Raw genomic sequence first — 26,452 nt, 5'->3', positions numbered from 1 at the left:
GGCTATTCCAGCCAGAGCAGGTGCACCGGGATCTCAAGCGTGGTCGGTGCCTGGCCCCGCCAGGCCCACCGGTACCACTCCAGTTCGGGCGTAACCCGCACGCAGATGTCGCCGTCCGCCCCGGAGTAGGTCTCGGTGACCGCGCGCAGGTCGCGCCGTTCCACGCCGCTGTCCACGTGCACCACGCGTCGGCCGGTCACCGCGTCGGCCTCGAACACCGGGGTGGGCGGCCGGCGGTTCGGGGCGTCCAGCGAGACCAGCCGGATTCCCGAGGCGGTCGGCGCGGTCGGCGAGGGCCGCTCGCCGATTGTCTCCACCCAGACCCGTTCCACAGGGACCAGCGGGGCGAACACCTCCACCTGCTCGGATTCGGCCCGGTACCACTCGTGCTCGGGGATGACCGGCACGTAGGTGCGGCTGCCCTGCACCACGCGCTCGTCGGCCCGCAGGTCGCCGCGCCAGCCGAGACCGGGCAGGCCGACCAGCACCCGGCGGCCACGTAGCTCGGCCCCGCCGGTGGCGGGCACGGTCTCCACCGGCCGGGGTGGCAGCGGCGCCCAGTCCGGCCGGTCGGCGAACGGGTCGGGCAGGGGATTGCTCATCCGCCCGGCCTCACCCGGTTTCGCCGAGGGGCGCGCCCCGCTTGCGCATGAAGGGCACCGGGTTGTCCGCACCGTTGCTGGAGCGGTCGCCGTTCTTGTGCACCTCGAAGTGCAGGTGGGGACCGGACGAGTTGCCGCTGCTGCCGGAGAGTCCGATGACCTCGCCCGCCGCGACCGACTGACCCGGCACCACGCGGGGTCGCTCGACCATGTGGCAGTAGCGGGTGATGAACCCGCCGGCGTGCAGGATGTCCACGAACCATCCGCAGCCGCCCTTGTTCGGCCAGCCGTCCCGGTCGCAGTCCTTCCGCCCGGAGCGGTCGGGGTCGCAGCGGGCCACCAGCACCCGGCCCGCCGAGGCGGCGTGGATCGGCGTGCCCTTCGAGGCGGCCAGGTCCACGCCGTGGTGGCTGGGACGGGCGGTGGTGCGGAAGCCGGAGACCACGCCGCCGGGCAGCGGTGCGGTCCAGCCGGAGGCGGCGATCCGGTCTCCGGCCGCCGCGTCGCACACGGCCTTCCCGGCGATCTCCACGGTCCGGGCGGCGCCGCCGGCGAGCGCGTCGACGATGCGTCCGGCCAGTTCCTCGTGCTTGGCGTAGGCATCGGGGTAGGCGCTCACCTGGACCCGCTGGGCCACGACGGTGAGCGGCCGCTGCTGCCAGTTCGGCACCTGCACCATCTTCTGGTAGAACTTCCGGGCCGTGTACGAGGGCGTCATCCGCTGCTCGACGGTGCCCCACCCGGGCCGCTGCTGGAACAGGCCGAGCGAGTCGTGGTCGGCGCCGACCCCCTCGTGCGGCAGCGCGAGCGACGCCGGGACCGTGCTGTTCGCCAGGTTGCGCAGCGCTGATTCCTGCATGGCGGTGGCCAGCGCGATCACCCAGCCGCGAGCGGGGACCTTCATGTCCTGGCCGACCTTGATGATGACGGCGGCGTTGCGCAGCTGACGCTCGCCGTACTCGGCGAAGCGCGGCATGTCCCCGGTCAGGTTCACCTGGTAGGCCGGATCACAGGTCAGGGCCGCGAGCTTCGGGTCGTCCTCGTCGCCGCCCAGTTCGGTGAGGAGGAAGGCGCCGGCGCCGCCGACGCAGCAGAGCAGGGCGAGCACGCTCGTGACGGCGGTGGCGATCACGCCCAGGCGTAGCTTCCGGCGGACCTGTCCGGCGACGGCCGGGCCGGCGGTCACGACCGCTCCCAGTCGATCGCGTCCACCAGCCAGGGCCCGTCCGGTGCGACAAGTTCGAGCCGGAGCGTGCCGTTGTCCAGCGGGACGAGCGCCTCCACGAACGACTCGGTGCGGGGCCGGAGGGTGGGTGCGCCTGTCGTCTTCCGTGCGGGCACTGTCTCCGGGTCGGCGTCTGTCAGCTTCTCCGCCAGCGCGGGCGTGGAGAGCGGTCGGAGCCGGGCCTGCCAGGCGTCGCCGGTGCTGCCCGGGCCGCTCAGCCACGCTGTGGTGAACCGTCCGGCGACCTGCTCCGGCGTGTCCCCGCCCGGCCGGGTCTTCGGGGCGACCGCCGCCGGCGGGCTGGCGAGCACGCCGTCGTCACCGGCCTCCGGATCAGCGGTGCTGATCGGCTGGCTGGGGCGGCTGGTCAGGCCGAGACCCGGGTCGACGGGGCCGCCGACCAGGCGGGCCGCGCCGATCACACCGAAGACCAGCACGGCGATCACCAAAGCGATCCCGATCCGGGACCGGAGGACCCGGGTGAAGAGGAACTCCAGCGCGCGCCGCACCGGACTCACCGGGCCTCGGAGCGGATGCGCGGCGCCGGCCGGGCCGGGGATGTGCCGCGGCTGGCCGAATCGGGCCGGTAGACGGCGTAGGAGGGCGCCTCCTCCGGCACGTCCGGCTCGGTCCAGGTCGACGGCGCCCGCCGGGGCCGGGGTGTGGCGGCGGGACTTCCGCCCGGGCGTCCGGTCGCGGGCGCCTCCTCCGGGCGTTCCCGCCCGTCCGGTCGCTCCCGTCCGGCGGGTGTGGCGCTGTGTGCCGGATCCTCGTGCCGGGCCTCCGGCCGGAGGCTGCGCTGGTCGGCCGTGACGGTGCGGCGCTTGCCGATCGTCGGCTCGTTGGTGCCGCCGGGCTCGGCCACGTCCAGCCGGGCGGCGATCCGCATGTCCCGGAAGAACCGCCGGTGCCAGGAGCCGGCCGAGCTGACCGCCTCGCTGCTGTCCTTGCCGCCGAGCTGGGTGATCCGGCGGTACGGCCGCAGCAGCAGCCAGCCGACCACGCCGCAGAGCCAGACCAGCACCACCTGGAGCCAGCCGGGCAGCGTGGCGGTGTTCATGATCAGGTCGACGGCGAAGAGGTAGATGGCCGCGCCGGTGCCGAAGATGGCGATGTTGAAGACGGCGGCGACCACAGCGTTCGCCAGCCGCCGGAGGCCGGCGCTGGCCGGGCGCATCAGGCCGACCGTGCCGAGGATCGGCGCGGCGATCACCGCCCAGCGGAAGATCAGGAAGCCGAGCAGCACCAGCAGCGACGCGGTGAGGTCGAACATCGCGAACAGCACCGAGGCCAGCACCGCGATGAACCCGGCTCCGATCCGGTCCATGTCCCGGGTGCCCTGGAGGTACTCGTACGCCTCCGGGTCCTCGGTCTTGATCTGCTCGGCAACACGGGCCCACCGCTGCTGCTTGGCCTTGATCGTGCCCTCGCGGGTTGCCGGATTCTGGCGGAGCTTTTCCGACTCCTCCCAGGTCAGGGACTTCGCGTCGTAGAGCGCTTCGCCGTACTTCTTCGCGGTCTCGCTGTCCGCCGAGCCGAGCACACCGCGCAGCCAGTTCCGGTACAGCATTGTCTCGGTAGCCGTGTCGCTGGCGCGCACGGCGGGTGGCCGCTTGTCGACACAGGCGCTCGGGTTCGGCAGTGCGCACTTGTCCGGCGGAACGGTCTTGGAGGTGGGGCCGACCGCGTCGTGCACCACGCCCAGCGTGGTGATCAGCGTGTTGTCGGCGATGTTCGCGGACTTGACCGGCCAGGCGGCCAGCGCGGTCACCGCCACCATCACCAGCAGGGCCCAGCCCGCCGTGGTCATCGCGTTGCTCATGTCCGACTGGCGGGACCGCCAGAGCAGGTAGAGACCCACCACGCAGACGGTGATGATGCCGAAGACGCTGAACACCTTCTGGTAGACGGCCTTTGTGGCCTGCTCCACCAGCGGGTCCGCCCAGCTCCACATCGTTCGCGGATCCCAGGCGCGCTCCCGCAGCGCGTTCGACGCGCCGATCACCGCATTGGCGAACATGAACTCGCCGTTGGCGACCATCGTGGTGAAGCGGTAGTCCGGATGGAGCACCGAGGAGGCGCAGCCGCCGTCCACGTCGTACGTGTTGTAGCTGTAGCCGGCGTAGCCGTAGTGGCTGTAGAGGCCACTCGGCCCGAGCTCCTTCGCCGAGTCGGGCCGGGACGCGAACCAGCCGGCCAGGCCCGAGTCCGGCGCGGCGGGCACCGGCGCGTTGCGGCACTCGACCTGGTCCTCGCTCACCGCCTTGAGGCGGCCGACGCAGGCGCGGAAGTCGGCCTGCCACTCCTTGGTGCTGCACAGTTCGGCCCGCGCCTGGGTGACCGGCGCGGCGGCGTACGCGGGTGTGGCCGCCCCGATCACCGGCCAGGAGATCGTGGCCCCGGCGAGTACGCCGAGCGCGAGGAGGAGCGCCGCGATCCGTGCCCGGGCCCTCGCCATGTCACGCCTCCAGATCAGCCAGGACGGTCGGCAGTATCCCGGCGGCCTGGGCGACCGCGGCGGGGGTGGTGTCCAGGTGCTCCAGCAGCCCGTCGACGTACGACACGTCGACCCGGACCTTCTGCACGCGCCCGTCGACGTCGCGCATGACGAACTCGCGGAAGCCGAGCCGGTTGGCCGATCCGCTGTCGGCCTGGGAGAGCGAGGCGAGTGTTGCTTCGTACCCGTCGTCCACCGGCACCCGCAGGAGCCGCAGCGCCTCGGAGGCGATCTCGCTGTCCTCGGCGATCCGGCCGACGAAGACGGTGGAGACGAGGTTCTGCACGTCGAGGCCGAGGATGTCCTTCGGGTTCTGCGAGGCGACGAGCGCGGCGAGGTTCCACTTGCGGGAGTCGCGGGCGAGCCGGACCAGGAAGGACCGGCCGGAGCGCCAGCCCTCCATGAAGTGCGCCTCGTCTAGGCCGACCAGCTTCCGCGAGGACATCGACCCGCCGTAGCAGCGGCGTACGGCCAGCCGGTGCGCGGTGTGCAGCATCGGCAGCGCGAGCGCCTCCTCGGCCGACCAGTACTCCCGCTCGATCTTGAGGTCGGGGAGCCGCAGGCCGGCCATGGTGATGACGGTGAGCGCGGCGTCGGCGCCGAGCAGCCCTTCCGGCGGCCGGCCGAAGAAGAGCATGGCCAGCGGCATCTCGGCGGTGTCGAGCAGCAGGTGGGCCAGCTCGCGGCCGGCGTCGTCGTCGAGCCCCTGGAGGCAGGTGACCACGTCGTCGAGCGTGGAGGTCTCCTCGGCCGGGACCTGGCGTACCGCGTGCCGGAACAGCGTGGCGGTGGACGCCTCGCGGGCCACCTGCGGCGGCACCAGCATCATGCAGATGTCCTGCACCAGCATCCGGCGCTCGGCGCGGGCGTTCGACACGGCGATCTCGAACTCGCGGTCGCCGGCCGCCCCGGCGCCGAACTCGGTACGCAGCGGCGTCGGGATCAGCGAGTACGGCGCCAGCGTGCCCTGCTCCGAGCCGGTCAGGTTGAGCACCCGGGAGTACGGGGCGAGTTCGGGCATGGCGCAGAGCCGGGCCAGTGGGCCGGACGGGTCGAGCAGCGTCACCTGCACGCCGCGCCGCGCGGACAGGTAGCCGAGCGCGCCGAGCAGCGTCGACTTGCCACCACCGGGCTCGGCGACGAAGACGGCGAGGCCGGAGCGTTCGCGTACCTCCATCGGGAAGTGCAGGTCGAGGAAGACCGGCCGGCGGCAGGTGCCGGCGGTCCGGCCGATCAGGTCGCCCCGCCGGTCGCCCACAGTGGACGCTGCTTGCGGCAGCGCGGCGGCGAGCAGGTTGACAGGCATCCGCCGGACGTAGCCGGTGTTGGCGATCGGCTCGCCGGGGATGAACTCGCGGGCCAGCCAGTCCTGGTTCTTCGGATGCTGGAGCGAGATGCGCAGCTCACGGGAGTAGAGCTGGATGAGCCGCCGGGCCCGCTCCAGGCACTCCTCCCGGGTTCGGCCGCCGACCGCGATGCGGTGCCAGCCGTGTGCCCGGGCCGAGTCGACGGGCAGGCCGGTGGTCATCTCGTCGCCGATCACCAGCGCGCGCTTGGCCAGGCGTTCCAGCTCAGGCGGGGCGTCGATGCCGTGCTCGGCGTAGTCGAGCTGCTGGGAGCGGATCATCCGCAGCCGGTGTTCGAGGTTCCGGAAGGAGTCGTTGGGGCCGAGGATGTCGACCCGGGTGGACAGCTCCATCGGCCACGGCAGCCGTTCGTGGAAGTGCAGCCAGGGCTCGTGCCGCTCGGGGATCTCCAGCGGCTCCATCCGGCCGACCGCGAGCACGGCGACGTGCCGCTCCTCGCCGGTCATCCGGTTGACCAGCTTCACGGTCGAGCCGTACGGGGTGCGGTAGCGCTCGACCTGCTCGGTGAGGCCCAGTAGGTCGCCGCGTTCCCACCTGCCGTTGGTGATCGGGGACAGGACGCCGGGCGGCGCCATGCACAGCGCCACCGAGCGGTAGAGCAGCCATTCCAGTTCGGGCGCGGTGACCCGCCGCCCGCGCATGCCGAACGCGCCGAGGACCTCGTCGAACTGCTCGACGGTACGGCTCAGCCGGCGCCGCTCGCCGTCGGCGGTGCCCCGGCCGAACGTGCGGAGCAGGCGTTCGGTGAGCGAGTCGCCGAGCGACCGGCGGGCGAACGTGACGCCGAGGTAGGTCTGGCCCTCGGCGTGGTTGACCGCCATCAGGTGCCGCTGGGCGGCGACCAGGTGGTCGGCCCAGCCGGTGGTGCCTGGTACGTCGGGCAGCGGGGCGGCGGTGTGCGCGTCGATGGTGCGGGCCCACTCGTCGGCCGGGAACGGCCGGGTGGTGCGGCGCAGGTGCAGCCGGAAGCCGGCGAGTCCGGCGTACTGCTCGGAGATCGCCGAGAGCAGCGCCTCGCGTTCGGCGTCGGGCCGGAACGCCCACCGCACCTCGGGCAGCCAGTACCAGGCGGTGACGGTGTTGGGGGTGAAGGTGAGGTGGCCGGCGATCTCGGTGATGGCCAGCTCGACCGACGGGTCCCGATCACCGAATTTGATCTTCGGAGCGCGGACCCGGACCGGCTTCGTGGGCCGGTTCCGACGTTCCGGCGTGCGCTGCCGGGGCGGCGCGATCTCGCGGTGCGCCGGACGGCCGACCTCCCGCGACGGCGCTGCGCCGGTCGCGAGCGGTTCCGCCGGAGCGAGGTCCGCTTCCCGGTACTCGCCGGGTGCGGGTCCGGGCGCGGCGATCTGCGGGGGCGGCGGGAGCGCCGGCTCCGGCTCGGCCGGGGGCCGGAGTGCGGGCAGCCGGTCACCGGCCTGCTGCGGCACCCGGCTCCGGGACGGCGGCGGGGTGAGTGCGGCAGGCGGGTCGGGCAGGGCCGGCTCGACGGGCAGGGGTACGGCGCGCGCCGGCTCGGGCCGGGGACGCCCGATCGCGCGTACGCCGGGAGCCTGCTCACGGGTGGGCGGATCCGGCTCGGCCCGCGGCGCGGGCTCGACCGGCGCGGCGTGCTGGTGCGGGATCGGCAGGGGCTCACGGCCGACGCCGCGGCGGGGCGGTGCGACCACCGGCTCGACCGGCGGGGACGGCGTGGGGGCGGCGGGTCGCCGGACCCGGGGCTGCGCGCCGCCGAACAGGTCGAGGAAAGGCGAGTCGATGTCGCCGTCGGGGCGTACCGGCTCGCGGGGGGTGATCGGTCGCGGCGGTTGGAAGACACCAACCCGGCCGTGGCCCGGGCTGGTGACGAGCGCGCCGTCCAGGACGACCTCGTCCAGATCCTCGTCCGGTGGGTAGTCGAACGATCGCTGACGGTTACCGTTCGGCCCGGCCGGACGCCCGGCCGGGGGACCCGGCGTGGAAGAGCGACTCATGCGACCGCCTCACCCGCGTCGTTCGTCTGCACGGTTGTCGTACGCCCGGTCATGCCAGTTCCTCCCGGATCCTGATCCGGCTCGCGACGAGCCGCGGGTCCCGCTGCTCGGTGGCCGGTTCCCGGGTGCGTCGCCAGTCGGTCAGCGCGGTCCGGATGACCATGCGCGCGGGCCGGTCCGGGTCGACGTACCGGAAGATGAACGAGGTGGTCACGATCGCCAGCGAGATCTCCCAGGCAGGGAAGAGCTCGACCTGGAGCGTGAACAGCCAGTGGATGAACATGTAGAGGGGTACGAGCAGCATGAACAGGCCGTACTGGGCGTACGGCAGGTGAACGGGAAGGGTGTACCCGGGCGGCCCCAGGTAGACGAGGCGTGCCCGGTAGATGTCGTCGTCGGTGCGCAGCCGCATCGTCGCCCAGCGTCCTACTCGAAGATCAGGTTGATCAGGTAGTCGCCGACGAAGAAGAGCGTGGCGGCGCCGGCGATGAAGGCCAGGCCGATGATGGCGATGGCCGAGCTGGTCAGCACCTTGGAGATCTCACCCCGGCTGGCCCGGCCGATGAAGATCACCCCGAGGACGGCGAGCAGGATCGGCGCGATCTTGCTCGCGAAGAAGGTGACGACGTTGTCGGTGTCGATGCCCTTCGGAGCCGGCTCGGCGAGTGGAGTCGACGCCAGGGTGTGGAGCGCGTGGTCCACGGCGCTCGACGCCGTTGCCATGAGCTCGATGGCGATCACTGGAAACCTCCCCAAGGTCGCGGCCGGCGGTGCCGCGTTGGTGCAAGTAGGCAAGCCTGGCGGGATGGTGCTCGGCGGACACGGCAGCCGTCAACGCTGTGTCCGTGACCCACCACGCTGGGTGGTGAGTTATGGGCGGATTCTTCCCGCTTCGGCCCTCCCTCCAGGCTTCGTCATCTCGATGCTGGGCAATTCCAAAGCGTACGGCCCGGCCACCTTTGCGACAAGCCGTGAAGAGTCGGCCCCGAATCGCCCGGAAGACCGATCGTACACCTGTTCCAATTCGCATGTCAGGGCTGCTGTGTCGGCGGCTCGCCCGGTCGCCGGAAGCCCTGCCGGCGAACGGTACTGTCGGCTCCGTGACCGATCTGGTACGGGCGGAGACCCCGGTGGTGATGGGCGTCCTCAACGTCACGCCCGACTCCTTCTCCGACGGCGGCAGATACGCCGATCTGGAGGCGGCCGTCGCACACGGGGTGCGACTGCGCGCCGACGGCGCCGACCTGATCGACGTGGGCGGCGAGTCCACCCGGCCCGGCGCCGACCGGATCGACGCGGCCACCGAGACCGCCCGGGTGCTGCCGGTGGTCCGTGAGCTGAGCGCCGCCGGCATCCGGGTCAGCATCGACACCAGCCGGGCCCGGGTCGCCGAGGCGGTCCTCGCCGCCGGCGCGTACGTGGTGAACGACGTCTCCGGCGGCCTCGCCGACCCGGACATGGCCCGGGTGGTCCGGGACGCCGGCTGTCCCTGGGTGCTCATGCACTGGCGGGGGCACTCCCGGGAGATGCGCGACCTGGCCACGTACACCGACGTGGTGGCCGAGGTCCGCGACGAGCTGAGCCGGCGGGTCGACGCCGCGCTCGCCGCCGGGGTGGCCGCCGACCGGATCATCGTCGACCCGGGCCTGGGCTTCGCGAAGACCGCCGCGCACAACTGGGCGCTCAGCGCCCGCCTGCCCGAGCTGGTCGACCTGGGCTTTCCGGTGCTCTTCGGGGCCAGCCGCAAGTCCTACCTGGGCCGGCTGCTCGCCGACGCAGCGGGCGAGCCCCGGCCCACCGCCGGGCGGGAGGCCGCCACGGTCGCGACGAGCGTGCTCGCCGTCGCGGCCGGCGTCTGGGGGGTACGCGTGCACGACGTCCGCGGCACCGCCGACGCGCTCGCCGTCTGGCGGGCCACCGGCAGCCCGCGGCTCGCCACCGCGACCGGCCCTCGGCGTGCGACCGCGTCTCCGACGGCAGCGGCCGCCGGCAGGCAGCAGACGGAAGCGGCGACCGGCGGCACCCGGGCGGCGGAAGCGGCCACCGGCACGAGCGGAGGCGACCGATGACCGACCGGATCGAACTGACCGGCCTGCGGGCGCACGGCCGGCACGGCGTCTACGACTTCGAGCGCGCCCAGGGGCAGGAGTTCGTGGTCGACGCGGTGCTCGAACTGGACCTGGGACCGGCCGGCCGCTCCGACGAGGTGACCGACACCGTGCACTACGGTGAGCTGGCCGAACGGCTGGTCGCGGTGATCACCGGCGAGCCGGTGAACCTCATCGAGACGCTCGCCGACCGGCTGCTCGCGGTGTGCCTGGCCGAACCGCTGGTGGCCGCCGCGACCGTGACGGTGCACAAGCCGGAGGCCCCGATCCCGCACGCCTTCCGGGACGTGGCGGTCACCATGCGGCGTACCCGATGACCCGGGCCGTGCTGTCGATCGGCAGCAACCTGGGCGACCGCCTCGGCCACCTGCGCGGCGCGGTGGCCGCGCTCGGCGACCGGGTGCTGCTGGTCTCCGGCGTCTACGAGACTCCACCGTGGGGGGACGCGGACCAGCCCGCGTACCTGAACGCGGTGGTGATGGTCGCGGACCCGGCGGCGGCGCCGGAGGACTGGCTGGCCCGCGCCCGGGCCGCGGAGGCGGCGGCCGGGCGCGCCCGCGACCCGGGACGGCGGTACGGGCCGCGCACGCTCGACGTGGACGTGATCGCGGTCTGGGACGACGCCGGGCAGCCGGTGCTCCGCGACGACCCCGAGCTGACAGTTCCGCATCCCCGGGCCCACCTGCGCGCGTTCGTGCTACGCCCGTGGATCGACATCGAACCGCACGGCCGGCTTCCCGGGCACGGCTGGCTGACCGATCTGCTCAACGCCGAGCCGCTGGCCGGTGACGCCCTGGAACTGAGCCCGCGACCCGATCTGACGCTAGAGTCGGACACATGACCCGGTGGAGCGTGGCCCGGCAGTGGCGAGCTGAGGAGGTGCGGTGAGCACCGACCGCTCCCCGCAGGGGCCCGACCGCTTCCGGATGGGTCCGACCCGGGCCTCCACGCTCGTGGTGGCCGGCCTGGCCGCCGCCGCGGTGGCCTGGCTGCTGATCAGCGGCTTCTACTACGACTTCGCGCCGGACCTGCCCTGGCTTCCGGTGATCACCCTGGCCGGCCTGGCCGTGCTGGAGGGCTACGCGGCGGTCAACACCCGCAGCCGGATCGAGCGGCGGCCCGGCCGGGAGCCGGTGAACCCGCTGCTGGTCGCCCGGTTCGTGGTGCTGGCCAAGGCGTCCGCGCTGGCCGGGGCCATCTTCGCCGGCTTCTACGCCGGCCTGACCGGCTGGCTCTTCGTGGAGCGGACCAACGCCGCGGAGGGCGATCGCCCCGCCGCGCTCGGCGGTCTGATCGCCGCGCTCGCGCTCGTCGCCGCCGCGCTCTGGCTGGAACGCTCCTGCCGGGTGCCGGAGCAGGAGGACGACGAGGACCGCGAGCCGGGCGACCGAGAGACGCCGCGCGGGCGTCTCTGATCCGGGGTTCCCCACACCCCGGCCCGGCGGTACCGTCCCTGGCGACCGGAGAGCGACGGCCGCCACGGTCCGCCCGCCCGTGGGCCGGACGCGGCCACCTGGGAGGCGCGGGTCTATGGCGTACGACGATGCGGGTCGGACAACGCCGCCGGAGACATCGTCCGGCGTGCCCGCCGCCGTACTGGAGCACGTCTTCGACGACCCGGCGCACGGCGAACCCGGCCGGGACCGCATCGCGGTGCACGTGCTCTGGGAGTTCGTGCTGCTCGCCGCGCTGGTGGCGGTGACCTGGCTGCTCTGGCGGGAGGACGCGGACGCGCTGCGCGGCGGCTCCCTGAAGACGCTGCTCGTCGACGTGGCCGCGCTCGGCCTGCTCGCCCTGGCCGCCGGCCTGAGCATGCGGGCCGGCGCGGTGAACCTGGCGGTCGGCCCGGTCGCGCTGGCCGCCGCGTTGCACTTCGCCGAGCAGGGCGACCGGGGCATGCGGGAGGCGCTGCTGCCGGCGCTCGCGATCGCGGCGGCGGCCGGGCTGGCGCTCGCCCTGGCCGTGGTGGTGCTGCACGTGCCCGGCTGGGCGGCGAGCCTGGCCGGGGCGGCCGGCGTGATCGTCTACCTGGAGCGCCGGAGCGTGCCGGTCGCGGTTCAGAGTGACTACGACCCCCGCCGCAACGCGCTTTACCTCTTCGTCGGCTTCGCCGCGGTGGCCGTCCTCGGTGGGCTGTTCGCCGCGATGATGCCGGTGCGCCGGCTGATCGGCCGGTTCCGGCCGGTCGCCGACCCGGCCCGCCGCCGCGGCGCGGTGGCCGCCACGGTGACCGCGCTGGCGCTCGTCGGGTCCACGGTGCTGGCGACGCTCGGCGGGGTGCTGATCGCCGCGAACGGGGACGGCGCTGTCGCGCCCGGCACCGGCCTGGACTGGACCGTGCTGGCGGTCGGCACGGTGATGCTCGGTGGCACCAGCGCGTACGGGCGCCGCGGCGGCATCTTCGGCACCATGCTCGCGGTCTGCCTGGTGGTGATGTTCCTGGCCTGGACCGTGCCGCAGGGCTGGTCGATCGGCCGGTGGGCGCTGGGCGGCGCCACGCTCGGCGCCGGGCTGCTCGTCACCCGGCTGGTGGAGACGTTCGGCCGGCCCCGCCCGGCGCCGCCGGCGGCCGTGGCGCAGGGTCCCGCCCGCCCGCTGCGCGATGGCGCGACAAGCGGTGGCTGGGGGATGACCCCGGCGCCCGAGCCGGCCGACACCTGGCCGTCGGTGCTGCCGGTACGCCAGAACGACACCCCGGTGGAGGCGTGGGAGGCTCCGCGCTGGGAGAGCGAGCCCCGGCGCTGGGACGCGGACGAGCGCTGACCCGACGGGGCCGTGCGTCCGGCGCGCCGGAGCTGATCTCGCCGGTTAGGCTCGGCGGCATGACCGAGACTCCTGCCCCCGGCGGCCGCACCTTCGACGAGCTCGACAAGCTCTCCACCGAGGAGTTGCGCGAGCAGGCGTTCAACCTGGCCCGCGAGCGTCGCGACGTGGGCTTCTTCTGGTCGGTCCTGCGGCACCTGCCCAACGCGGACGAGGCCGCCGCGCTGGACGGCGCGCCGAACTCGATCGGCCCGACCATCGACGAGGCGAACGCGCTCTGGCGCGAGCTGACCGGGCACGGCTACGAGGAGTCCGCGCCGCTGCTGCGCGCCGCCTTCATCGACTACCTGATGAAGCACTGACGTCGATGACGGCCCGCCGGCCGGCGCCGGCCGGACGGTTGCGCAGGTTTGCCCGGCGCGACCGGCCGGGAACTGACCGCCGCATGGCTCTGAGCAACCGCCCCCGCGCCGTCTCCCGGTACGGCACGGCCGCCGGCACCGGCGCCCTCGCCGCGTTCCTGCTGGTCGCCGTCGGCGGCAGTCCGATGTACGTGGACTGGGCGCAGCGCGCCACCGACCCGACCGGAGCCGGCGGCTGGTTCCTGCGGCTGCTCGCCTGGCCGTCCTGGCGGTGGCACGCCGACGAGGGCGTGTTCGCCACCAACCTGCGCGCGATCCTGCTGATCGTGCTGGCCGTGGCGCTGCTCTACCTGCTGCCCGGCCCGCAGGTCGACCGGGTGGCGTCCTCGGGCAGCCAGTTCCTCTCCGGCTGGGGCGCGTACGTGCTCGCCGCCGGGCTCAGCGCCCTGCTCGCCACCCTCCTCGGCCCGCACGGCTCGCTGTTCGCCGCGTTCCAGTCCGCCAGCACCGGCGTCACGTACGGCTTCTTCGCGGGCTGGATCGTCGGGCTGGCCAGCCTGGGCGGCCGCGCCTGACCCCGCTCAGTCCACCGCGCCCAGGGTCAGCACCCGGGTGCGGGCGAGCAGGCCCACCGCCCGTCCCTCCTCGGTCACCACCGCGTGCTCCGCGCCGGAGGTGAGCAGCGCGCCGAGCGCGTCGTACGCGGAGTCGCCGAGCGCCACAGTGGGCAGACCGGCGCCCTCGTCGGCCGGGAGCGGGTCGAGCACCGCGCGGGTCACCGGGGTGACGGCGAGCCGCCGGATGCCCCGGTCGGCGCCGACGAACTCGCGGACGAGGTCCGAGGCGGGCGAGCCGAGCAGCGCGGCGGGCGTGTCGTACTGCTCCAGCCGGCCGCCCTCGGAGAGCACCGCGATCCGGTCGCCCAGCCGGACCGCCTCGTCGAGGTCGTGCGTGACGAGCACGATGGTCTTGCGTACCTCGGCCTGCAACCGCAGGAACTCCTCCTGCAGGCGGGTACGGACGATCGGGTCCACTGCCGAGAACGGCTCGTCCATCAGCAGCACCACCGGGTCGGCGGCGAGCGCCCGGGCCACGCCGACCCGCTGCCGCTGGCCGCCGGAGAGTTCGTGCGGGTACCGCCGGCCGAACTGGGCCGGGTCGAGGCCGACCAGTTCCAGCAGCTCGCCGACCCGGGCGCGGGTGCGCTGCTTCGGCCAGCCCAGCAGCCCCGGCACGGTCGCCACGTTCGCCGAGACGGTCTGGTGCGGGAAGAGGCCGACGTTCTGGATGACGTACCCGATGCGGCGGCGCAGCGCCACCGGGTCGACCCGTGTGACGTCGTCGTCGCCGAGCAGGATCCGCCCGCCGGTGGGCTCGATCAGCCGGTTGATCATCCGCAGCACCGTCGACTTGCCGCAGCCGGACGGGCCGATCAGGACCACCAGCTCACCGGCGCCGACCTGCAGGCTCAGCTCGCGTACCGCCTCGGTGCCGTCCGGGTAGCGCTTGCGGATGCGCTCCAGGGTGATCGACGCCGCGCCGCCTCCGGCGGTGCTCCCCGGGGTACCGTCCACGTGTGTTCCTCCACCTGAGCTACCGGGCCGACCCGGGTAATCCGTGGTTCTCCTGGCAGTACGTGCGGGACAACTCTGACACGATCCTCGCCGCGCTGCGGGAGCACACCTGGCTGACCGCACGGGCCGTGGTGATCGCCGCGCTGGTGGCGTTGCCGCTCGCCGTGCTGGCGTACTGGTTCCGGTCGCTGTCGGCCTCCATCCTGGCGGTGACCGGGGTGCTCTACACCGTCCCGTCGCTGGCGCTGTTCGCCTTCCTCGCGCCCTACCTGGGCATCGGCGCGATCACCGTGCTCACAGTGGTGGCGCTGTACGCGCTGCTGGTCATCGTGCGCAACGCGCTGGCCGGGCTGAACCAGGTGCCGCCGGAGGTGCGGGAGGCCGCCGAGGGCATGGGGTACGGCCGGTGGGGGCGGCTGTTCCGGATCGAGCTGCCGCTGGCGCTACCCGGCATCCTCACCGGCGTACGGCTGGCGACGGTGTCGACAGTCGCGCTGGTCACGGTCGGTGTGGTGGTCGGCCGGGGCGGGCTCGGCCAGCTCATCTTCGCCGGCTTCCAGAACAACTTCTACAAGGCGCAGATCATGACCGGCACGGTGCTGTGCGTGCTGCTGGCGCTGGTGCTGGACCTGGTGCTGGCCGGCGCGGGCCGCCTGCTGACCCCGTGGCTGCGTGGGAGGTCCGCCCGGTGAGCCCCGTCGAGCAGGCGGTCCTCTGGCTGAACGACCCGCTGAACTGGACCAATCCCGGCGGCGTGCTGGACCGTCTCGGCGAGCACCTGAGCATGTCCGCCCTGGCGGTGCTGCTCGGATGCCTGGTGGCCTGGCCGATCGGTCTCTGGCTCGGGCACAGCGGCCGGGGCGGCGGACTGGTGCTGCTGGTCTCCAACGTCACGCTGGCGATCCCGACCCTGGCCCTGCTGACCATCCTCCCGCTGACCTTCCTCGGCTTCGGCCGGCCGGCGGTGGTGGTGGCGCTCGCGGTCTTCGCGGTGCCGCCGCTGCTGGCGAACGCGTACACCGGGGTGCGGCAGGCCGACCCGGAGGCGCGGGACGCCGCGCGCGGGATGGGGTTGTCCGGCGGGCAGGTGCTGCGCCGGGTGGAGCTGCCGCTGGCCGTGCCCTATCTGGCGGCCGGGTTCCGCACCGCGGCGGTGCAGGTGGTGGCCACCGCCGCGCTCGCGTCGTTCGTCAACGGCGGCGGGCTGGGCCAGATCATCCGGGCCGGCTTCGGGCTCGACATCGCCGCCGGCGGCGGCCAGATCATCGCCGGCGGGGTGCTGGTGGCCGGGCTGGCGCTCCTGGTCGAGGGCCTGCTCGCGGTCGTGGAGCGGCTGGTCACGCCGCGCCCGCTGCGCCCGGCCCGCCGTCTGGCGAACCGTCGCGCGACGGCGGCCACGACCGGGAGTTGAGCCGCCGGTGACGATCGGGTGACGAAAACCGCTCCGGGTTTGTCGGTCGCCTCTGGAAGATATTGGCTGGAGTCGCGGGTGGCCGTCCGGTTCGCCCGTCGGACACGCGGCCGGCCCGATCGGGTCGCGCCGGGACACGGAAGGCGGGCACTCATGCGCGCGCGTACAAGACTGGCCGCCGGGGCGCTCGGCGCACTCACCGCGGCCGCTCTCCTCACCGGCTGCGGTGACGCCGGATCGTCCGGCACCGACGCGCCCGAGCAGGGCGCCTCGGGGGCCGGCTGTGCTCCGGTGGCGGGCGACCAACTTGTCGTCCTGACCGACGACAAGAAGCTCCAGAACACCGACAACGTCATCCCGGCGATCAACGCGAAGGCGGCCACCCCGCAGCTCGTCGCCGCGCTGGACAACGTCTCCGCGAAGCTCGACACCCCCAAGCTGATCCAGCTCAACCGGGCGGTCGACGTCGACCGCAAGACGCCGCAGGCGGCGGCGAAGGAGTTCGCGTCCGCCAACGGCGTGACCGACGGGATCGCGAAGGGGCCGGGCGGCCAGATCACCGTCGGCGCCGGCAACTTCAGCGAGAGCCAGACCATCGCCGAGCTCTACAAGATCGCGTTGGAGGCGGCCGGCTACCAGGTCAAGGTGCAGACCATCGGCAACCGCGAGCTCTACGGGCCGGCCCTGGAAAAGGGCCAGATCCAGGTCGTGCCGGAGTACGCCGCCACCATGGCGGAGTTCCTCAACACCAAGGCCAACGGCAAGGACGCGCAGCCCGTCTCCTCCCCGGAGCTGGACAAGACGGTCGCGGCGCTGAAGACCGAGGGGGACAAGGCCGGCCTGGTCTTCGGCCAGCCGTCCCAGGCGCAGGACCAGAACGCGTTCGCGGTGACCAAGGCGTTCGCCGACAAGTACGGCGTGTCCACGCTCTCCGAGCTGGCCGCGAAGTGCTCCGGGCAGGCCACCGTGCTCGCCGGGCCGCCGGAGTGCCCCCAGCGCCCGAAGTGCCAGGCCGGTCTGGTCGAGGTCTACGACTTCAAGGCGGGCTCGTTCAGCTCGCTGGACGCGGGCGGCCCGCAGACCAAGAACGCGCTGAAGACCGGCGCCGCGAGCGTCGGCCTGGTCTTCTCCTCCGACGCCGCGCTGGCCACGAGCTGACGCGCCGCCACCGGCCGGCGCCACGCGCGCCGGCCGGTGGCGCACCCCGAGCGGTTGCCTGCTCAGCAGGCCCGCACATCGAGTCACGCCGACCCGTTCCCCTCAGGTGGAACTCTCGGTACTGTGCTCAGCCATGCCCGCCTCGGTCGCTCCCGCCGACAAGCGCAACCCCACTGCGCTGACCGTCCTGTTCTGGGCCGGTGTGGGGCTCGCGCCGCTGGCGGCGCTCATCCTGCTGGTCGCCGACGGCAACGGCTCGCTTCGCCTCAGCGCCGTCCTGGCGATCATGGCCGTCGTGCTGATCGGTCTCTCCGTCGCGCTGCGGCCGGAGGGCGGTTCGGGTGGCACGGTGTCCGAGGAGTTGCGCGAGGAGCTGGAGCAGCTCCGGCGGGAGCTGCGGGCCGAGATCGTGGCCGCCGCTCAACGCGGCAACCAGGCGCTGGACCAGGCGCGCCGGGCGGAGGAGGTCGCCGGGGCGGTGCGGCAACGGCTCGACGCGGCCGCCGCCGGACTGGCCTCCGCTCCCGCCCAGGAGCGCCCGAGCGGCGCGGCCCGCGTGCCGGCCGCCGGGGCGTACGAGGCGGATCGGGGCCACCCGGCCGGCCGTGACGAGGACGAACCGGCGCGCCCGGCGTACTCCGGTGGCCGTTACGGAGGCGAGCACGACGGCGAACCGCGACGGCCGGGCCGCCACGACGCCGAGCCGGCGCGGGCGGCGGTACGCCCGCCGGACCGGCCGGCGAGCGGCGTGTACGGGTCAGCGCGCGTGTCCGAGCCGGCCGCCCGGCCGGAGTCCCGCCCGGTGGGCGTGGTCCACCACACCGAGACCGTGCACGTCACCACCCGGCACACCATCGTCGGCGGTGGCGCCGAGCCGACCGGGGCCCGGTACGGCGGATTCCCCGGCGGCTGGTCGGACGAGGACCGCTCCCGGGGCGGCGACCCGGCCGATCACCGGGGCGCGGCGCATCGCGAGCGGGGCCGTGAGGACCGGGTCGACGCCGGGTGGACCGGCACGGACGAGAGCGGCTGGGGCGCCCCGGCCGGCGGCGAGCGCTCCGGGTACGGCCGCCGGGACGGGGATTCGCGGGACGACGGCTCGCGGCCGCGCGACGGGCACCCGTGGACCGACGCCGGACGTGCGGGCGCCGAGCATCCGTGGGCGGGTGTCGGCGGGGAGCAGGGCTGGTCCGCTGGCGGCCGTTTGTCGAACGACCAGGGCCGGGCTGCGGCGGAGGAGCAGCGACAGTGGTCGGGCGACGACCGGGCCGGCTGGGCGCCGGGCGGCGCGACCGACGCTCCGGCCTGGTCACCGGCCGCGCGGCACAGTGAACCGGCCGCACCCGGGGCCCTGGACGCGCCGGCCGGCCGGGACCCGGCGGACGGCGACCACTGGTCCGAGCTGCGTGCGGGTAACCGCTGGGCGGCGGTCCGCGACGACGGGGTGGGCCGGGAGATCCGCCTCGGGGAGCGGCGGTCCGCGGTGCATGCCGACAGCGCAGGCACGGAGTACCGGGTCGAGGACCGGTGGGCGTCGGTGCGCGGCGGCAGGGCGGACGCGAGCGGGCCGGGTGACGGCCGCCGGCCGGGGGAGAGCCACCCGGCGTTGCCGGCGGGCGGGGTGCCGGTGCCGGACGAGTGGCGGCCACCGACCCAGCGCAGCGGCCAGCCGGAGTGGCGCCAGCCGCCCCCGGAGTGGCGTCAGCCCGAACCGGAGCGCCGCGAGCCCGAGCCGGACTGGCGTCAACCCGAGCCGGAGTGGCGCCAGGGCGAGTCCCAGTGGCGTCCGGCCGAGCCGGAGTGGCGTCAGCCGGAGCCGGAGTGGCGCGGCCCGGAGCGCGGCCGGCCGCAGCGGGACACCGCCGACCGCTGGCGCTGAGCGCCGGCCGCCCGTACCGGGACGGCTGTCACTTGTCGATGTCGCCGACCACGAAGAACATCGAGCCGAGGATGGCGATCAGGTCGGGCACCAGGCAGCCGGGCAGCAGCGACGACAGCGCCTGCACGTTCGCGTACGAGGCGGTGCGCAGCTTCATCCGCCACGGCGTCTTCTCGCCCCGCGAGACCAGGTAGTAGCCGTTGATGCCGAGCGGGTTCTCGGTCCAGGCGTACGTGTGCCCCTCGGGCGCCTTCAGCACCTTCGGCAGCCGCGTGTTCACCGGGCCACTGATCCGGTCCACCCGGTCCAGGCACTGCTCGGCGAGGTCGAGCGAGACGTACACCTGGTCGAGCAGCACCTCGAAGCGGGCGTGACAGTCCCCGGCGGTCTTCGTCACCACCGGCACGTCGAGCTGGTCGTAGGCCAGGTAGGGCTCGTCGCGGCGCAGGTCGAGGTCGAGCCCGGAGGCCCGGGCGACCGGCCCGGACGCGCCGAACGCGGCGGCGTCGGCGGCGGACAGCACACCGACCCCGACGGTACGGGCCAGGAAGATGTCGTTGCGCCGGATCAGGTTGTCCAGGTCCGGCATCCGGCGGCGCACCTCGGCGATCGCGGCGCGGGCGCGCCCGGTCCAGCCGGACGGCACCTCCTCCTTCAGGCCGCCGACCCGGTTGAACATGTAGTGGATCCGGCCGCCGGAGACCTCCTCCATCACCGCCTGGATGGTCTCCCGCTCGCGGAACGCGTAGAACATCGGCGTGATCGCGCCGATCTCCAGCGGGTACGAGCCGAGGAACATCAGGTGGTTGAGCACCCGGTTCAGCTCGGCCAGCGCCATCCGCAGCCAGGTGGCCCGCTCCGGCACCTCCATGCCCATCAACCGCTCGACGGCGAGCACCACGCCCAGCTCGTTGGAGAACGCCGACAGCCAGTCGTGCCGGTTCGCCAGCACGATGATCTGCCGGTAGTCGCGTACCTCGAAGAGCTTCTCCGCCCCCCGGTGCATGTAGCCGACGATCGGTTCGGCGGCGACCACCCGCTCCCCGTCGAGCACCAGGCGCAGCCGCAGCACGCCGTGCGTCGACGGGTGCTGCGGCCCGATGTTGAGCACCATGTCGGTGCCGAGCTGCTCACCGCCCGCGCCGGTGCCGACTGTGAGCTCGCGGAGGTCGGCGGCGTCCGTGGTCATGCCCGTCATCGTGCCACGACCGCGTCGAGCGCGACGCCGACCGGCTGCCGCAGCCACAGGTGCCCGCCGAGCCCGGCCGGATCGGTCAGCTCGGCCGCCGCCGACGCCGCGGCGAGCGCCCGCAGGTAGCCGGCCGCGTCGCGGGAGGCCAGGCTCAGCGGCGGTCGCCCGCCCTCGGCCCCGAGCGCCCGCAGCGCCTCCCGCTGCGAGACCAGGGAGTACGCGCACCGCGCGACCCGTTCACCGGCGGAGGCGACCGAGTCCATGGCGACGTGCGCCGTCACGTCGCACGACCCGTCCGGCACCGGCGGCACCTGTCGCCCGTCCCGGTACCCGGCAAGCGTCCCGCCAAGAGGACGCGAGTCACGCAGATGCCCGTAATCCACGGCGAGCGCCAGCCCTCGCCGGATCCTTCCCACCGCCTCAGCCCACGCCGAATCCCGCTCCGACCCGATCTCCCCCCGCACGCCGCCCACGAACCCGTCCTCCGCCTCCGTGATCAAGGAGTTCGTGTCCCGATCCGGGCCCTCGGCCGACGCAAACTCCTTGATCACCGGGGCAAGGGCGGGGGTGGGCGGCAGGGCCGGGGGCAAGGGCCACCAGTGGGTCAGCCAGGTGGCGTCGGTGAGGGAAGGGGCCGGGCCCACTGTCTCCTGGCCGGTTGCGGGGTCCACCAGGAGGAGGCGCCAGCCCGCCGGGGTGGGGACTGCCACGTCCACGGGGACGTTGTCCAGCCATTCGGTGGCCAGCAGCAGGCCGGTGATCCCGTCGGGGATGTCCGCCCGCCAGTCGATCTCCGGTGGCAGGCCGCTCGGGCGGGCGGCCCGTTCCACGGCGACCGGGTGGAGCCGGGCGGCCAGGTCCGGCGCGGCCTGCACGAGCAGCACCTGGAGCAGTTCGCCCCGGCCCGCGCCCACGTCCACCACGTCGAGCCGGTCCGGGTGCCCCAGCGCCACGTCCACCGCTTCGAGCTGCCGCAGCACGCAGGCGGCGAAGACGGGTGAGGCGTGCACGCTGGTGCGGAAGTGCGCGGCGGGACCGGCGCCGGAGACGAAGAACCCCTCCGGCCCGTACAGCGCCTGCTCCATCGCGTCGCGCCAGCGCAGCGGGGTGGTCACCCGCCGACCCTACGGGACGTACCCGAAAGGGCGGTTTGCCCGCCACCGCAGTGGCCCCTTCGGGCGGCCGGTGAAGGTTTTCACACCTTCTTGTTTCCGGTCTGTCACCCGGGCGCATACTTGCCATCGACCGGTACCCCCTTCGAGGACTGGATCGCTGCCATGAGCGCACCGCTGCGCCACCGGGCCACCGCCGGCCCGCTCGTCTTCCCGCGTACCCTCGCCGTCGGCGTGCTCGGCGCCGGCCGGGTCGGCGCCACGCTGGGCGCGGCCCTCGCCGCCGCCGGTCACCGCGTGGTCGCCGCGTCCGGCGCCTCGGGCGCGACCCGGGCCCGGCTCGCGCTGCTGCTGCCCGAGACCCCGCGCCGCGCCGCGTCCGACGTGGCGCGTGCCGCCACCGACCTGCTGATCGTCGCCGTTCCGGACGACGCGCTGGCGGGCGTGGTCGCCGACCTGGCCGCGAGCGGCGCGCTGCGCCCCGGCCAGGTGGTGGCGCACACCTCCGGCGCGCACGGGCTCGCGGTGCTCACCCCGGCCGCCGAGGCCGGCGCCCGGCCGCTCGCGCTGCACCCGGCGATGACCTTCACCGGTACGCCGGACGACCTGTCCCGCCTGCCCGGCATCTCGTACGGGGTGACCGCCCCGGCCGAGCTGCGCGCGTTCGCGGCCCGGCTGGTGGCCGACCTGGGCGGCGTACCGGAGTGGGTAGGTGAGAACGACCGGCCGCTCTACCACGCGGCGCTCGCGCACGGCGCTAACCACCTGGTGACGCTCGTCAACGAGGCGTCCGACCGGCTGCGTGACGCCGGGGTGGAGCGGCCGGAGAAGGTGCTCGCCCCGCTGCTGCGGGCCGCCTTGGAGAACGCGTTGCGGCTGGGCGACGACGCGCTGACCGGGCCGGTGTCCCGGGGCGACGCGGGCACCGTACGCCGGCATCTGGACCGGCTGGCGCGGACCGCGCCGGAATCCGTACCCGCGTATCTGGCGTTGGCACGACGGACGGCCGACCGCGCCGTCGCGGTCGGCCGCCTCCGCCCGGCGGACGCGGCGGCGCTACGGGACGTGCTGGACGGAATCGAGGTGGCGGCCTGATGGCCGAGGTGCTGCACACGCGCAAGGAACTGGCGGCGGCCCGTGAGGCGATGGCCGGCACGGTCGGCGTGGTGATGACCATGGGCGCGCTGCACGCCGGTCACGAGATGCTGCTGCGGGCCGCGCGCGAGCGGGCCGACCACGTCGTCGTGACGATCTTCGTGAACCCGCTGCAGTTCGGCCCGAACGAGGACTTCGACCGTTACCCGCGCACGCTCGACACGGACCTGGAGATCTGCCGCCGGGTGGGGGTGGACGTGGTGTTCGCGCCGTCGGTGACCGAGATGTACCCGGAGGGGCAGCCGGCGGTACGGCTGAACCCGGGGCCGCTCGGCGAGGACCTGGAGGGCCTGAGCCGTCCCGGCTTCTTCCACGGCGTGCTCACAGTGGTCATGAAGCTGCTCCAGCTCACGCAGCCCGACCTGGCCTTCTTCGGTGAGAAGGACTACCAGCAGCTCACCCTGGTCCGCCGGATGGTCCGCGACCTCGACGTGCCGACCGAGATCGTCGGCGTGCCGACCGTACGGGAACCGGACGGCCTGGCCCTGTCCAGCCGCAACCGTTACCTCTCGGCGGCGGAGCGGGAGGCCGCGCTGAGCCTGTCCGTCGCGCTGCGTGCCGGCGCGGCGGCGGCGGAGCGGGGCGAGGACGCGGGCGCGGTGCTCGCCGCCGCCCACCGGGCCTTCGGCACTCCGGACGCCCGCCTCGACTACCTGGTGCTCACCGACACCGAGCTGGAGCCCGGCCCGGTCACCGGTCCGGCCCGGCTACTGATCGCGGCCTGGGTCGGCGCCACCCGCCTGATCGACAACACGGCCGTCCATCTCGCGCCGCGTCCCTGACCCACCACGAATGCGGAAAGGCACCCCGATGTTCCGGACCATGCTCAAGTCGAAGATCCACCGCGCCACCGTGACCCAGGCCGACCTGCACTACGTCGGCTCGGTGACCGTGGACGAGGATCTGCTCGACGCGGCGGACCTGCTCCCCGGCGAGCAGGTGGCGATCGTGGACATCACGAACGGCGCGCGGCTGGAGACGTATGTGATCCCGGGGCGGCGGGGCAGCGGCGTGATCGGCATCAACGGCGCTGCCGCGCACCTGGTGCACCCCGGTGACCTGGTCATCCTGATCTCCTACGGGCAGATGGACGATGCCGAGGCCCGCACGTACCGCCCCCGAGTGGTCCACGTAAACGCCGACAACAAGGTCGTCGACCTCTCGGCGGACCCGACCACGGCCGCCCCCGGCACCGCGGGCACCCCCGTCCCCAACCCCCTGGCCGCCGCCCGCTGACCCGTCTCGCCGTTGATCTTGCAGTTGCGGCCCTCCCGTCACCCCGTCGGGGCGGTTTGTCGGGGCGGTTAGTGCAAGATCGACGGGGCGGGCGGGCAGGGAACGCGGTCTGTCACCGGAAGGTCATTTTCGGCTACCCTGGGCGGACCGTCGGGGATCGACGGTCGTCGGCTGGGGGAGGCCGCGATGCGCCGTGCGATGAGCTTCCTGGTCGCCGCGATGGTCGCGAGCGCCGCCCTGACCGGCTGCGCCGACGCCGGCGGACTGGACGGCGACCTCACCGACGAGTGGGCCGCGATGGCTGCCCCACTGCCGTTCACCCCGGCGGCCGGGGTCTGCCAGGTCGCCGACTTCACAGCGAGCGTCGGCCTGGCCGCGTACGCGCCGGTCGGCTGCGACCTGCCGCACCGCGTGGAGACCGTGCACGTCGGGGCGTTCACCGCCGACCGGGCCACCCCGCCGGCGCTCGGCTCACCGGAGATGCGTACCGCCTTCGCCGACTGCGACAAGCGGGCCGGCGGATACGTGGGTGACGACTGGCGCGCCGGACGCCTCCGGCTGGCGGTGGCGGTGCCGACCGGCGTCGGCTGGACGGCCGGCTCCCGCTGGTACCGGTGCGACCTGACCGAGCTGAACACAGTCGAGGCGGCGGCCACCGTGGTCACCCGTACCGGCAGTCTTCGCGACGCGCTCAAGACGCCCTCCCCGCTGCGGCTGGGCTGCCAGCGCACCACGCGGGACGCGGGCCGGGTGCAGCGGCTGACCCCTGTCGACTGCGCCGTCGCGCACGACGCGGAGTTCGTCGGCGTGTGGGCCGCGCCGGACCGCCCGTACCCGAAGAAGCCGGAGGACTGGGTTCCCCTCTACGACGGCTGCTTCGGCGTGATCGCCCGCTACGCCGGGGTGCCCGCCGACGCGTTCCTGCGCTACCGCAGCGACGTGGTGGTCCGCCCGCCCGCCGCCGGTCGCTGGGCGATCGGCGACCGGGGCGTGCGCTGCTACCTGTGGCTCAGCGACCGTACGGTGACCACCTCACTGAAGGGCGCCGGACCGGCCGCCCTGCCACGCCGCACGAGGTAGCGGAGCGCACTGGTCACGCCCCCCGCGCCCGAGCCGAGTTCGCTTCGGGTTGACTGTGCTCATGGACCTACCCACCGTCGACCTGCCGACGCTGCCCCGGCTGCTCGCCGCGCCCGCCCCCGGCTGGGTGGAGACGACAGACGTGATCGTGGTCGGCTCCGGCGTGGCCGGGTTGACCGCAGCGCTGCACCTGCGCGAGGCGGGCCTGCACGTCACGGTGGTCACCAAGGTCGACATGGACGAGGGCTCGACGCGCTGGGCGCAGGGCGGCATCGCCGCCGTGCTGGACCCGGCGGACACCCCGGACGCGCACGCGTACGACACCGAGGTGGCCGGGGTCGGCCTCTGCGACCCGGCGGCGGTCCGCGCGCTCGTGGCCGAGGGTCCGACCCGGCTGCGCGAGCTGATGCGGATCGGGGCGGAGTTCGACCGCAACCCGGACGGGTCGCTGATGCTGACCCGGGAGGGCGGCCACCGCGCCGACCGGATCGTGCACGCGGGCGGCGACGCCACCGGCGCGGAGGTGCAGCGGGCGCTGCACGACGCGGTACGCCGCGACCCCTGGATCCGGCTGGTCGAGCACGCCCTGGTGCTGGACCTGCTGCGCGCCCCCGGTGACGGGCCGGGCGGGCTCGGCAGGGCCTGCGGCATCACGCTGCACGTGCTCGGCGAGGGCAGCGAGGACGGCGTCGGCGCGATCCTCGGCCGCGCGGTGGTGCTGGCCACCGGCGGGATGGGCCAGATCTTCGCCGCCACCACGAACCCGGCGGTCTCCACCGGCGACGGGGTGGCGCTGGCGCTGCGCGCCGGCGCGGCGGTCACCGACGTGGAGTTCGTGCAGTTCCACCCGACCGCGCTGATCGTGCCGCCCGGCGGACCGGGCGCCGGGCTGGCCCAGCAGCCGCTGGTCTCCGAGGCGCTGCGCGGCGAGGGCGCGCACCTGGTCGACGGCGACGGCAAGCGGTTCATGGTCGGCCAGCACGAACTGGCCGAGCTGGCGCCCCGGGACGTGGTCGCCAAGGGCATCCACCGGGTGCTGCTCGCCAGCGGTGCCGACCACGTGTTCCTGGACGCCCGGCACCTGGGCGGCGACTTCCTGGCCCGGCGGTTCCCCACCATCGTGGCGTCGTGCCTGGCCATCGGCGTGGACCCGGCCACCGACCTGATCCCGGTCGCGCCGGCCGCCCACTACGCCTCCGGCGGCGTCCGGACCGACCTGCGCGGACGCACCTCCATTCCCGGTCTGTACGCCTGCGGCGAGGTCGCCTGCACCGGCGTGCACGGCGCGAACCGGCTGGCCAGCAACTCCCTGCTGGAGGGACTGGTCTTCTCCCGCCGGATCGCCGAGGACATCGCCGACGGGCTGCCCGAGCAGGCTCGCCCCGCCGAGACCGGCGCCTGGGTGGGCGGTCCCGGCGCGCTGGTGCCGGCGACCGGCACGGCGGAACTGCAACGGGCGATGACGCGGGGCGCGGGCGTGCTCCGGTCGGCGCAGACGCTGGAAGCCACCGCCGCCACGCTCACCGCGCTGGGCGCGGGGCAGGGTGTGCCGCGTACCGCCGACTGGGAGGCGACGAACCTGCTCACAGTGGCGTCGACGCTGGTCGCCGCCGCGTACGCCCGGCGGGAGACGCGGGGCTGCCACTGGCGGGAGGACTTCCCGACCGCCGACGACAGGTGGCTGGGCCACCTGGTGGCCGAGGTGGGCACGGACGGCATTGTGGCCGAACGCTGGGAGGAGATCCAGTGAGCGCGAGG

Annotated in this window: 26 protein-coding genes; 16 read left to right on the top strand and 10 right to left on the bottom strand. The window is 74.2% G+C overall.

Annotation, left to right across the window (positions count from 1 at the left end):
- Positions 1 to 2: 2 nt before the first annotated feature.
- Genes FHU28_RS00520 through FHU28_RS00490 form a run of 7 tightly spaced genes read right to left on the bottom strand, consistent with a single transcriptional unit; the run spans position 3 to position 8,405 of the window.
- Positions 3 to 602, bottom strand: a complete 600-nt coding sequence (locus FHU28_RS00520; RefSeq protein ID WP_184679806.1) for a hypothetical protein — start codon at positions 600 to 602, stop codon at positions 3 to 5.
- 10 nt (positions 603 to 612) lie between these two features.
- Complete coding sequence (locus FHU28_RS00515; RefSeq protein WP_184679805.1) at positions 613 to 1,788, bottom strand: M23 family metallopeptidase; 1,176 nt, start codon at positions 1,786 to 1,788, stop codon at positions 613 to 615.
- Positions 1,785 to 2,345 (bottom strand): hypothetical protein, encoded by a 561-nt coding sequence (locus FHU28_RS00510; protein ID WP_184679803.1) that lies wholly within the window; start codon positions 2,343 to 2,345, stop codon positions 1,785 to 1,787. The genes FHU28_RS00515 and FHU28_RS00510 overlap by 4 nt, the downstream gene beginning before the upstream one ends.
- The gene (locus tag FHU28_RS00505) at positions 2,342 to 4,285 is read right to left on the bottom strand and encodes an MFS transporter (protein ID WP_184679801.1); all 1,944 of its coding nucleotides are present in this window, start codon (positions 4,283 to 4,285) and stop codon (positions 2,342 to 2,344) included. Before FHU28_RS00505 ends, FHU28_RS00510 begins: the two co-directional genes overlap by 4 nt.
- A gap of 1 nt (position 4,286) precedes the next feature.
- Entirely contained in the window at positions 4,287 to 7,664 is a 3,378-nt protein-coding gene (locus FHU28_RS00500) for an ATP-binding protein (protein ID WP_184679799.1), read from the bottom strand.
- Positions 7,665 to 7,713: 49 nt separating this feature from the next.
- A complete protein-coding gene (locus FHU28_RS00495; RefSeq protein WP_013288977.1) occupies positions 7,714 to 8,076 on the bottom strand; it encodes a hypothetical protein in 363 nt (120 codons plus the stop codon).
- A 14-nt stretch (positions 8,077 to 8,090) separates the two neighbouring features.
- Positions 8,091 to 8,405 carry a hypothetical protein gene (locus FHU28_RS00490; protein ID WP_013288976.1) on the bottom strand — a complete coding sequence of 105 codons (315 nt, stop codon included), beginning with the start codon at positions 8,403 to 8,405 and terminating at the stop codon, positions 8,091 to 8,093.
- Between the two features lie 359 nt (positions 8,406 to 8,764).
- Between FHU28_RS00490 and folP the strand changes: the two genes are divergently transcribed.
- The 7 genes from folP (at position 8,765) to FHU28_RS00455 (ending at position 13,472) form a co-directional block, all read left to right on the top strand.
- Positions 8,765 to 9,733, top strand: coding sequence for a dihydropteroate synthase (folP, locus tag FHU28_RS00485; RefSeq protein ID WP_311773495.1), 969 nt, complete (start codon positions 8,765 to 8,767; stop codon positions 9,731 to 9,733).
- Positions 9,730 to 10,089 carry a dihydroneopterin aldolase gene (folB, locus tag FHU28_RS00480; protein ID WP_184679797.1) on the top strand — a complete coding sequence of 120 codons (360 nt, stop codon included), beginning with the start codon at positions 9,730 to 9,732 and terminating at the stop codon, positions 10,087 to 10,089. The genes folP and folB overlap by 4 nt, the downstream gene beginning before the upstream one ends.
- A complete protein-coding gene (gene folK, locus FHU28_RS00475) occupies positions 10,086 to 10,613 on the top strand; it encodes a 2-amino-4-hydroxy-6-hydroxymethyldihydropteridine diphosphokinase (RefSeq protein WP_184679795.1) in 528 nt (175 codons plus the stop codon). The genes folB and folK overlap by 4 nt, the downstream gene beginning before the upstream one ends.
- A gap of 85 nt (positions 10,614 to 10,698) precedes the next feature.
- Positions 10,699 to 11,187 (top strand): DUF3180 domain-containing protein, encoded by a 489-nt coding sequence (locus FHU28_RS00470; protein WP_184689053.1) that lies wholly within the window; start codon positions 10,699 to 10,701, stop codon positions 11,185 to 11,187.
- 115 nt (positions 11,188 to 11,302) lie between these two features.
- Complete coding sequence (locus FHU28_RS00465; protein ID WP_184679793.1) at positions 11,303 to 12,535, top strand: ABC transporter permease; 1,233 nt, start codon at positions 11,303 to 11,305, stop codon at positions 12,533 to 12,535.
- 59 nt (positions 12,536 to 12,594) lie between these two features.
- The gene (locus tag FHU28_RS00460; RefSeq protein ID WP_116505324.1) at positions 12,595 to 12,897 is read left to right on the top strand and encodes a hypothetical protein; all 303 of its coding nucleotides are present in this window, start codon (positions 12,595 to 12,597) and stop codon (positions 12,895 to 12,897) included.
- An 83-nt stretch (positions 12,898 to 12,980) separates the two neighbouring features.
- A complete protein-coding gene (locus FHU28_RS00455; protein ID WP_184679790.1) occupies positions 12,981 to 13,472 on the top strand; it encodes a hypothetical protein in 492 nt (163 codons plus the stop codon).
- A 6-nt stretch (positions 13,473 to 13,478) separates the two neighbouring features.
- Here FHU28_RS00455 and FHU28_RS00450 read toward each other — a convergent pair whose 3' ends face one another.
- Positions 13,479 to 14,471: an ABC transporter ATP-binding protein gene (locus FHU28_RS00450; RefSeq protein ID WP_184679788.1), complete on the bottom strand. Its 993-nt coding sequence runs from the start codon at positions 14,469 to 14,471 to the stop codon at positions 13,479 to 13,481.
- A gap of 2 nt (positions 14,472 to 14,473) precedes the next feature.
- Between FHU28_RS00450 and FHU28_RS00445 the strand changes: the two genes are divergently transcribed.
- The 4 genes from FHU28_RS00445 (at position 14,474) to FHU28_RS00430 (ending at position 18,919) form a co-directional block, all read left to right on the top strand.
- Positions 14,474 to 15,163 (top strand): ABC transporter permease, encoded by a 690-nt coding sequence (locus FHU28_RS00445; RefSeq protein WP_073829219.1) that lies wholly within the window; start codon positions 14,474 to 14,476, stop codon positions 15,161 to 15,163.
- Positions 15,160 to 15,882 carry an ABC transporter permease gene (locus FHU28_RS00440; RefSeq protein WP_184679781.1) on the top strand — a complete coding sequence of 241 codons (723 nt, stop codon included), beginning with the start codon at positions 15,160 to 15,162 and terminating at the stop codon, positions 15,880 to 15,882. Before FHU28_RS00445 ends, FHU28_RS00440 begins: the two co-directional genes overlap by 4 nt.
- A 153-nt stretch (positions 15,883 to 16,035) precedes the next feature.
- Entirely contained in the window at positions 16,036 to 17,040 is a 1,005-nt protein-coding gene (locus FHU28_RS00435) for a glycine betaine ABC transporter substrate-binding protein (RefSeq protein ID WP_073829218.1), read from the top strand.
- 133 nt (positions 17,041 to 17,173) lie between these two features.
- Positions 17,174 to 18,919: a hypothetical protein gene (locus tag FHU28_RS00430; protein WP_184679780.1), complete on the top strand. Its 1,746-nt coding sequence runs from the start codon at positions 17,174 to 17,176 to the stop codon at positions 18,917 to 18,919.
- A 28-nt stretch (positions 18,920 to 18,947) separates the two neighbouring features.
- On the opposite strand, the gene FHU28_RS00425 is transcribed toward FHU28_RS00430, so the two are convergent.
- Both FHU28_RS00425 and FHU28_RS00420 read right to left on the bottom strand, forming a co-directional pair.
- Complete coding sequence (locus FHU28_RS00425) at positions 18,948 to 20,117, bottom strand: NADH-quinone oxidoreductase subunit D (RefSeq protein ID WP_184679779.1); 1,170 nt, start codon at positions 20,115 to 20,117, stop codon at positions 18,948 to 18,950.
- Positions 20,114 to 21,196, bottom strand: a complete 1,083-nt coding sequence (locus FHU28_RS00420) for an SAM-dependent methyltransferase (protein ID WP_184689050.1) — start codon at positions 21,194 to 21,196, stop codon at positions 20,114 to 20,116. Before FHU28_RS00420 ends, FHU28_RS00425 begins: the two co-directional genes overlap by 4 nt.
- A gap of 192 nt (positions 21,197 to 21,388) precedes the next feature.
- On the opposite strand from FHU28_RS00420, the gene FHU28_RS00415 reads away from it, so the two are divergent.
- The 5 genes from FHU28_RS00415 to FHU28_RS00395 all read left to right on the top strand — a co-directional run bounded on the left by FHU28_RS00415 (position 21,389) and on the right by FHU28_RS00395 (position 26,444).
- A complete protein-coding gene (locus tag FHU28_RS00415; RefSeq protein WP_184679778.1) occupies positions 21,389 to 22,318 on the top strand; it encodes a Rossmann-like and DUF2520 domain-containing protein in 930 nt (309 codons plus the stop codon).
- On the top strand, positions 22,318 to 23,160 hold the full coding sequence (gene panC, locus FHU28_RS00410; RefSeq protein ID WP_184679777.1) for a pantoate--beta-alanine ligase: 843 nt from the start codon (positions 22,318 to 22,320) through the stop codon (positions 23,158 to 23,160). Before FHU28_RS00415 ends, panC begins: the two co-directional genes overlap by 1 nt.
- A gap of 28 nt (positions 23,161 to 23,188) precedes the next feature.
- Positions 23,189 to 23,614 (top strand): aspartate 1-decarboxylase, encoded by a 426-nt coding sequence (gene panD, locus FHU28_RS00405; protein ID WP_184689041.1) that lies wholly within the window; start codon positions 23,189 to 23,191, stop codon positions 23,612 to 23,614.
- Positions 23,615 to 23,800: 186 nt separating this feature from the next.
- On the top strand, positions 23,801 to 24,694 hold the full coding sequence (locus FHU28_RS00400; protein ID WP_184679776.1) for a septum formation family protein: 894 nt from the start codon (positions 23,801 to 23,803) through the stop codon (positions 24,692 to 24,694).
- Positions 24,695 to 24,755: 61 nt separating this feature from the next.
- Complete coding sequence (locus FHU28_RS00395; RefSeq protein WP_184679775.1) at positions 24,756 to 26,444, top strand: L-aspartate oxidase; 1,689 nt, start codon at positions 24,756 to 24,758, stop codon at positions 26,442 to 26,444.
- The last annotated feature ends 8 nt before the right edge of the window (positions 26,445 to 26,452 follow it).

This window comes from Micromonospora echinospora (assembly GCF_014203425.1).
In the GTDB taxonomy this organism is placed as follows: Bacteria; Actinomycetota; Actinomycetes; order Mycobacteriales; family Micromonosporaceae; genus Micromonospora; species Micromonospora echinospora_A.
Note: the sequence above shows the minus strand (reverse complement) of the source record. Positions and strands in the feature narration are given on the sequence as shown.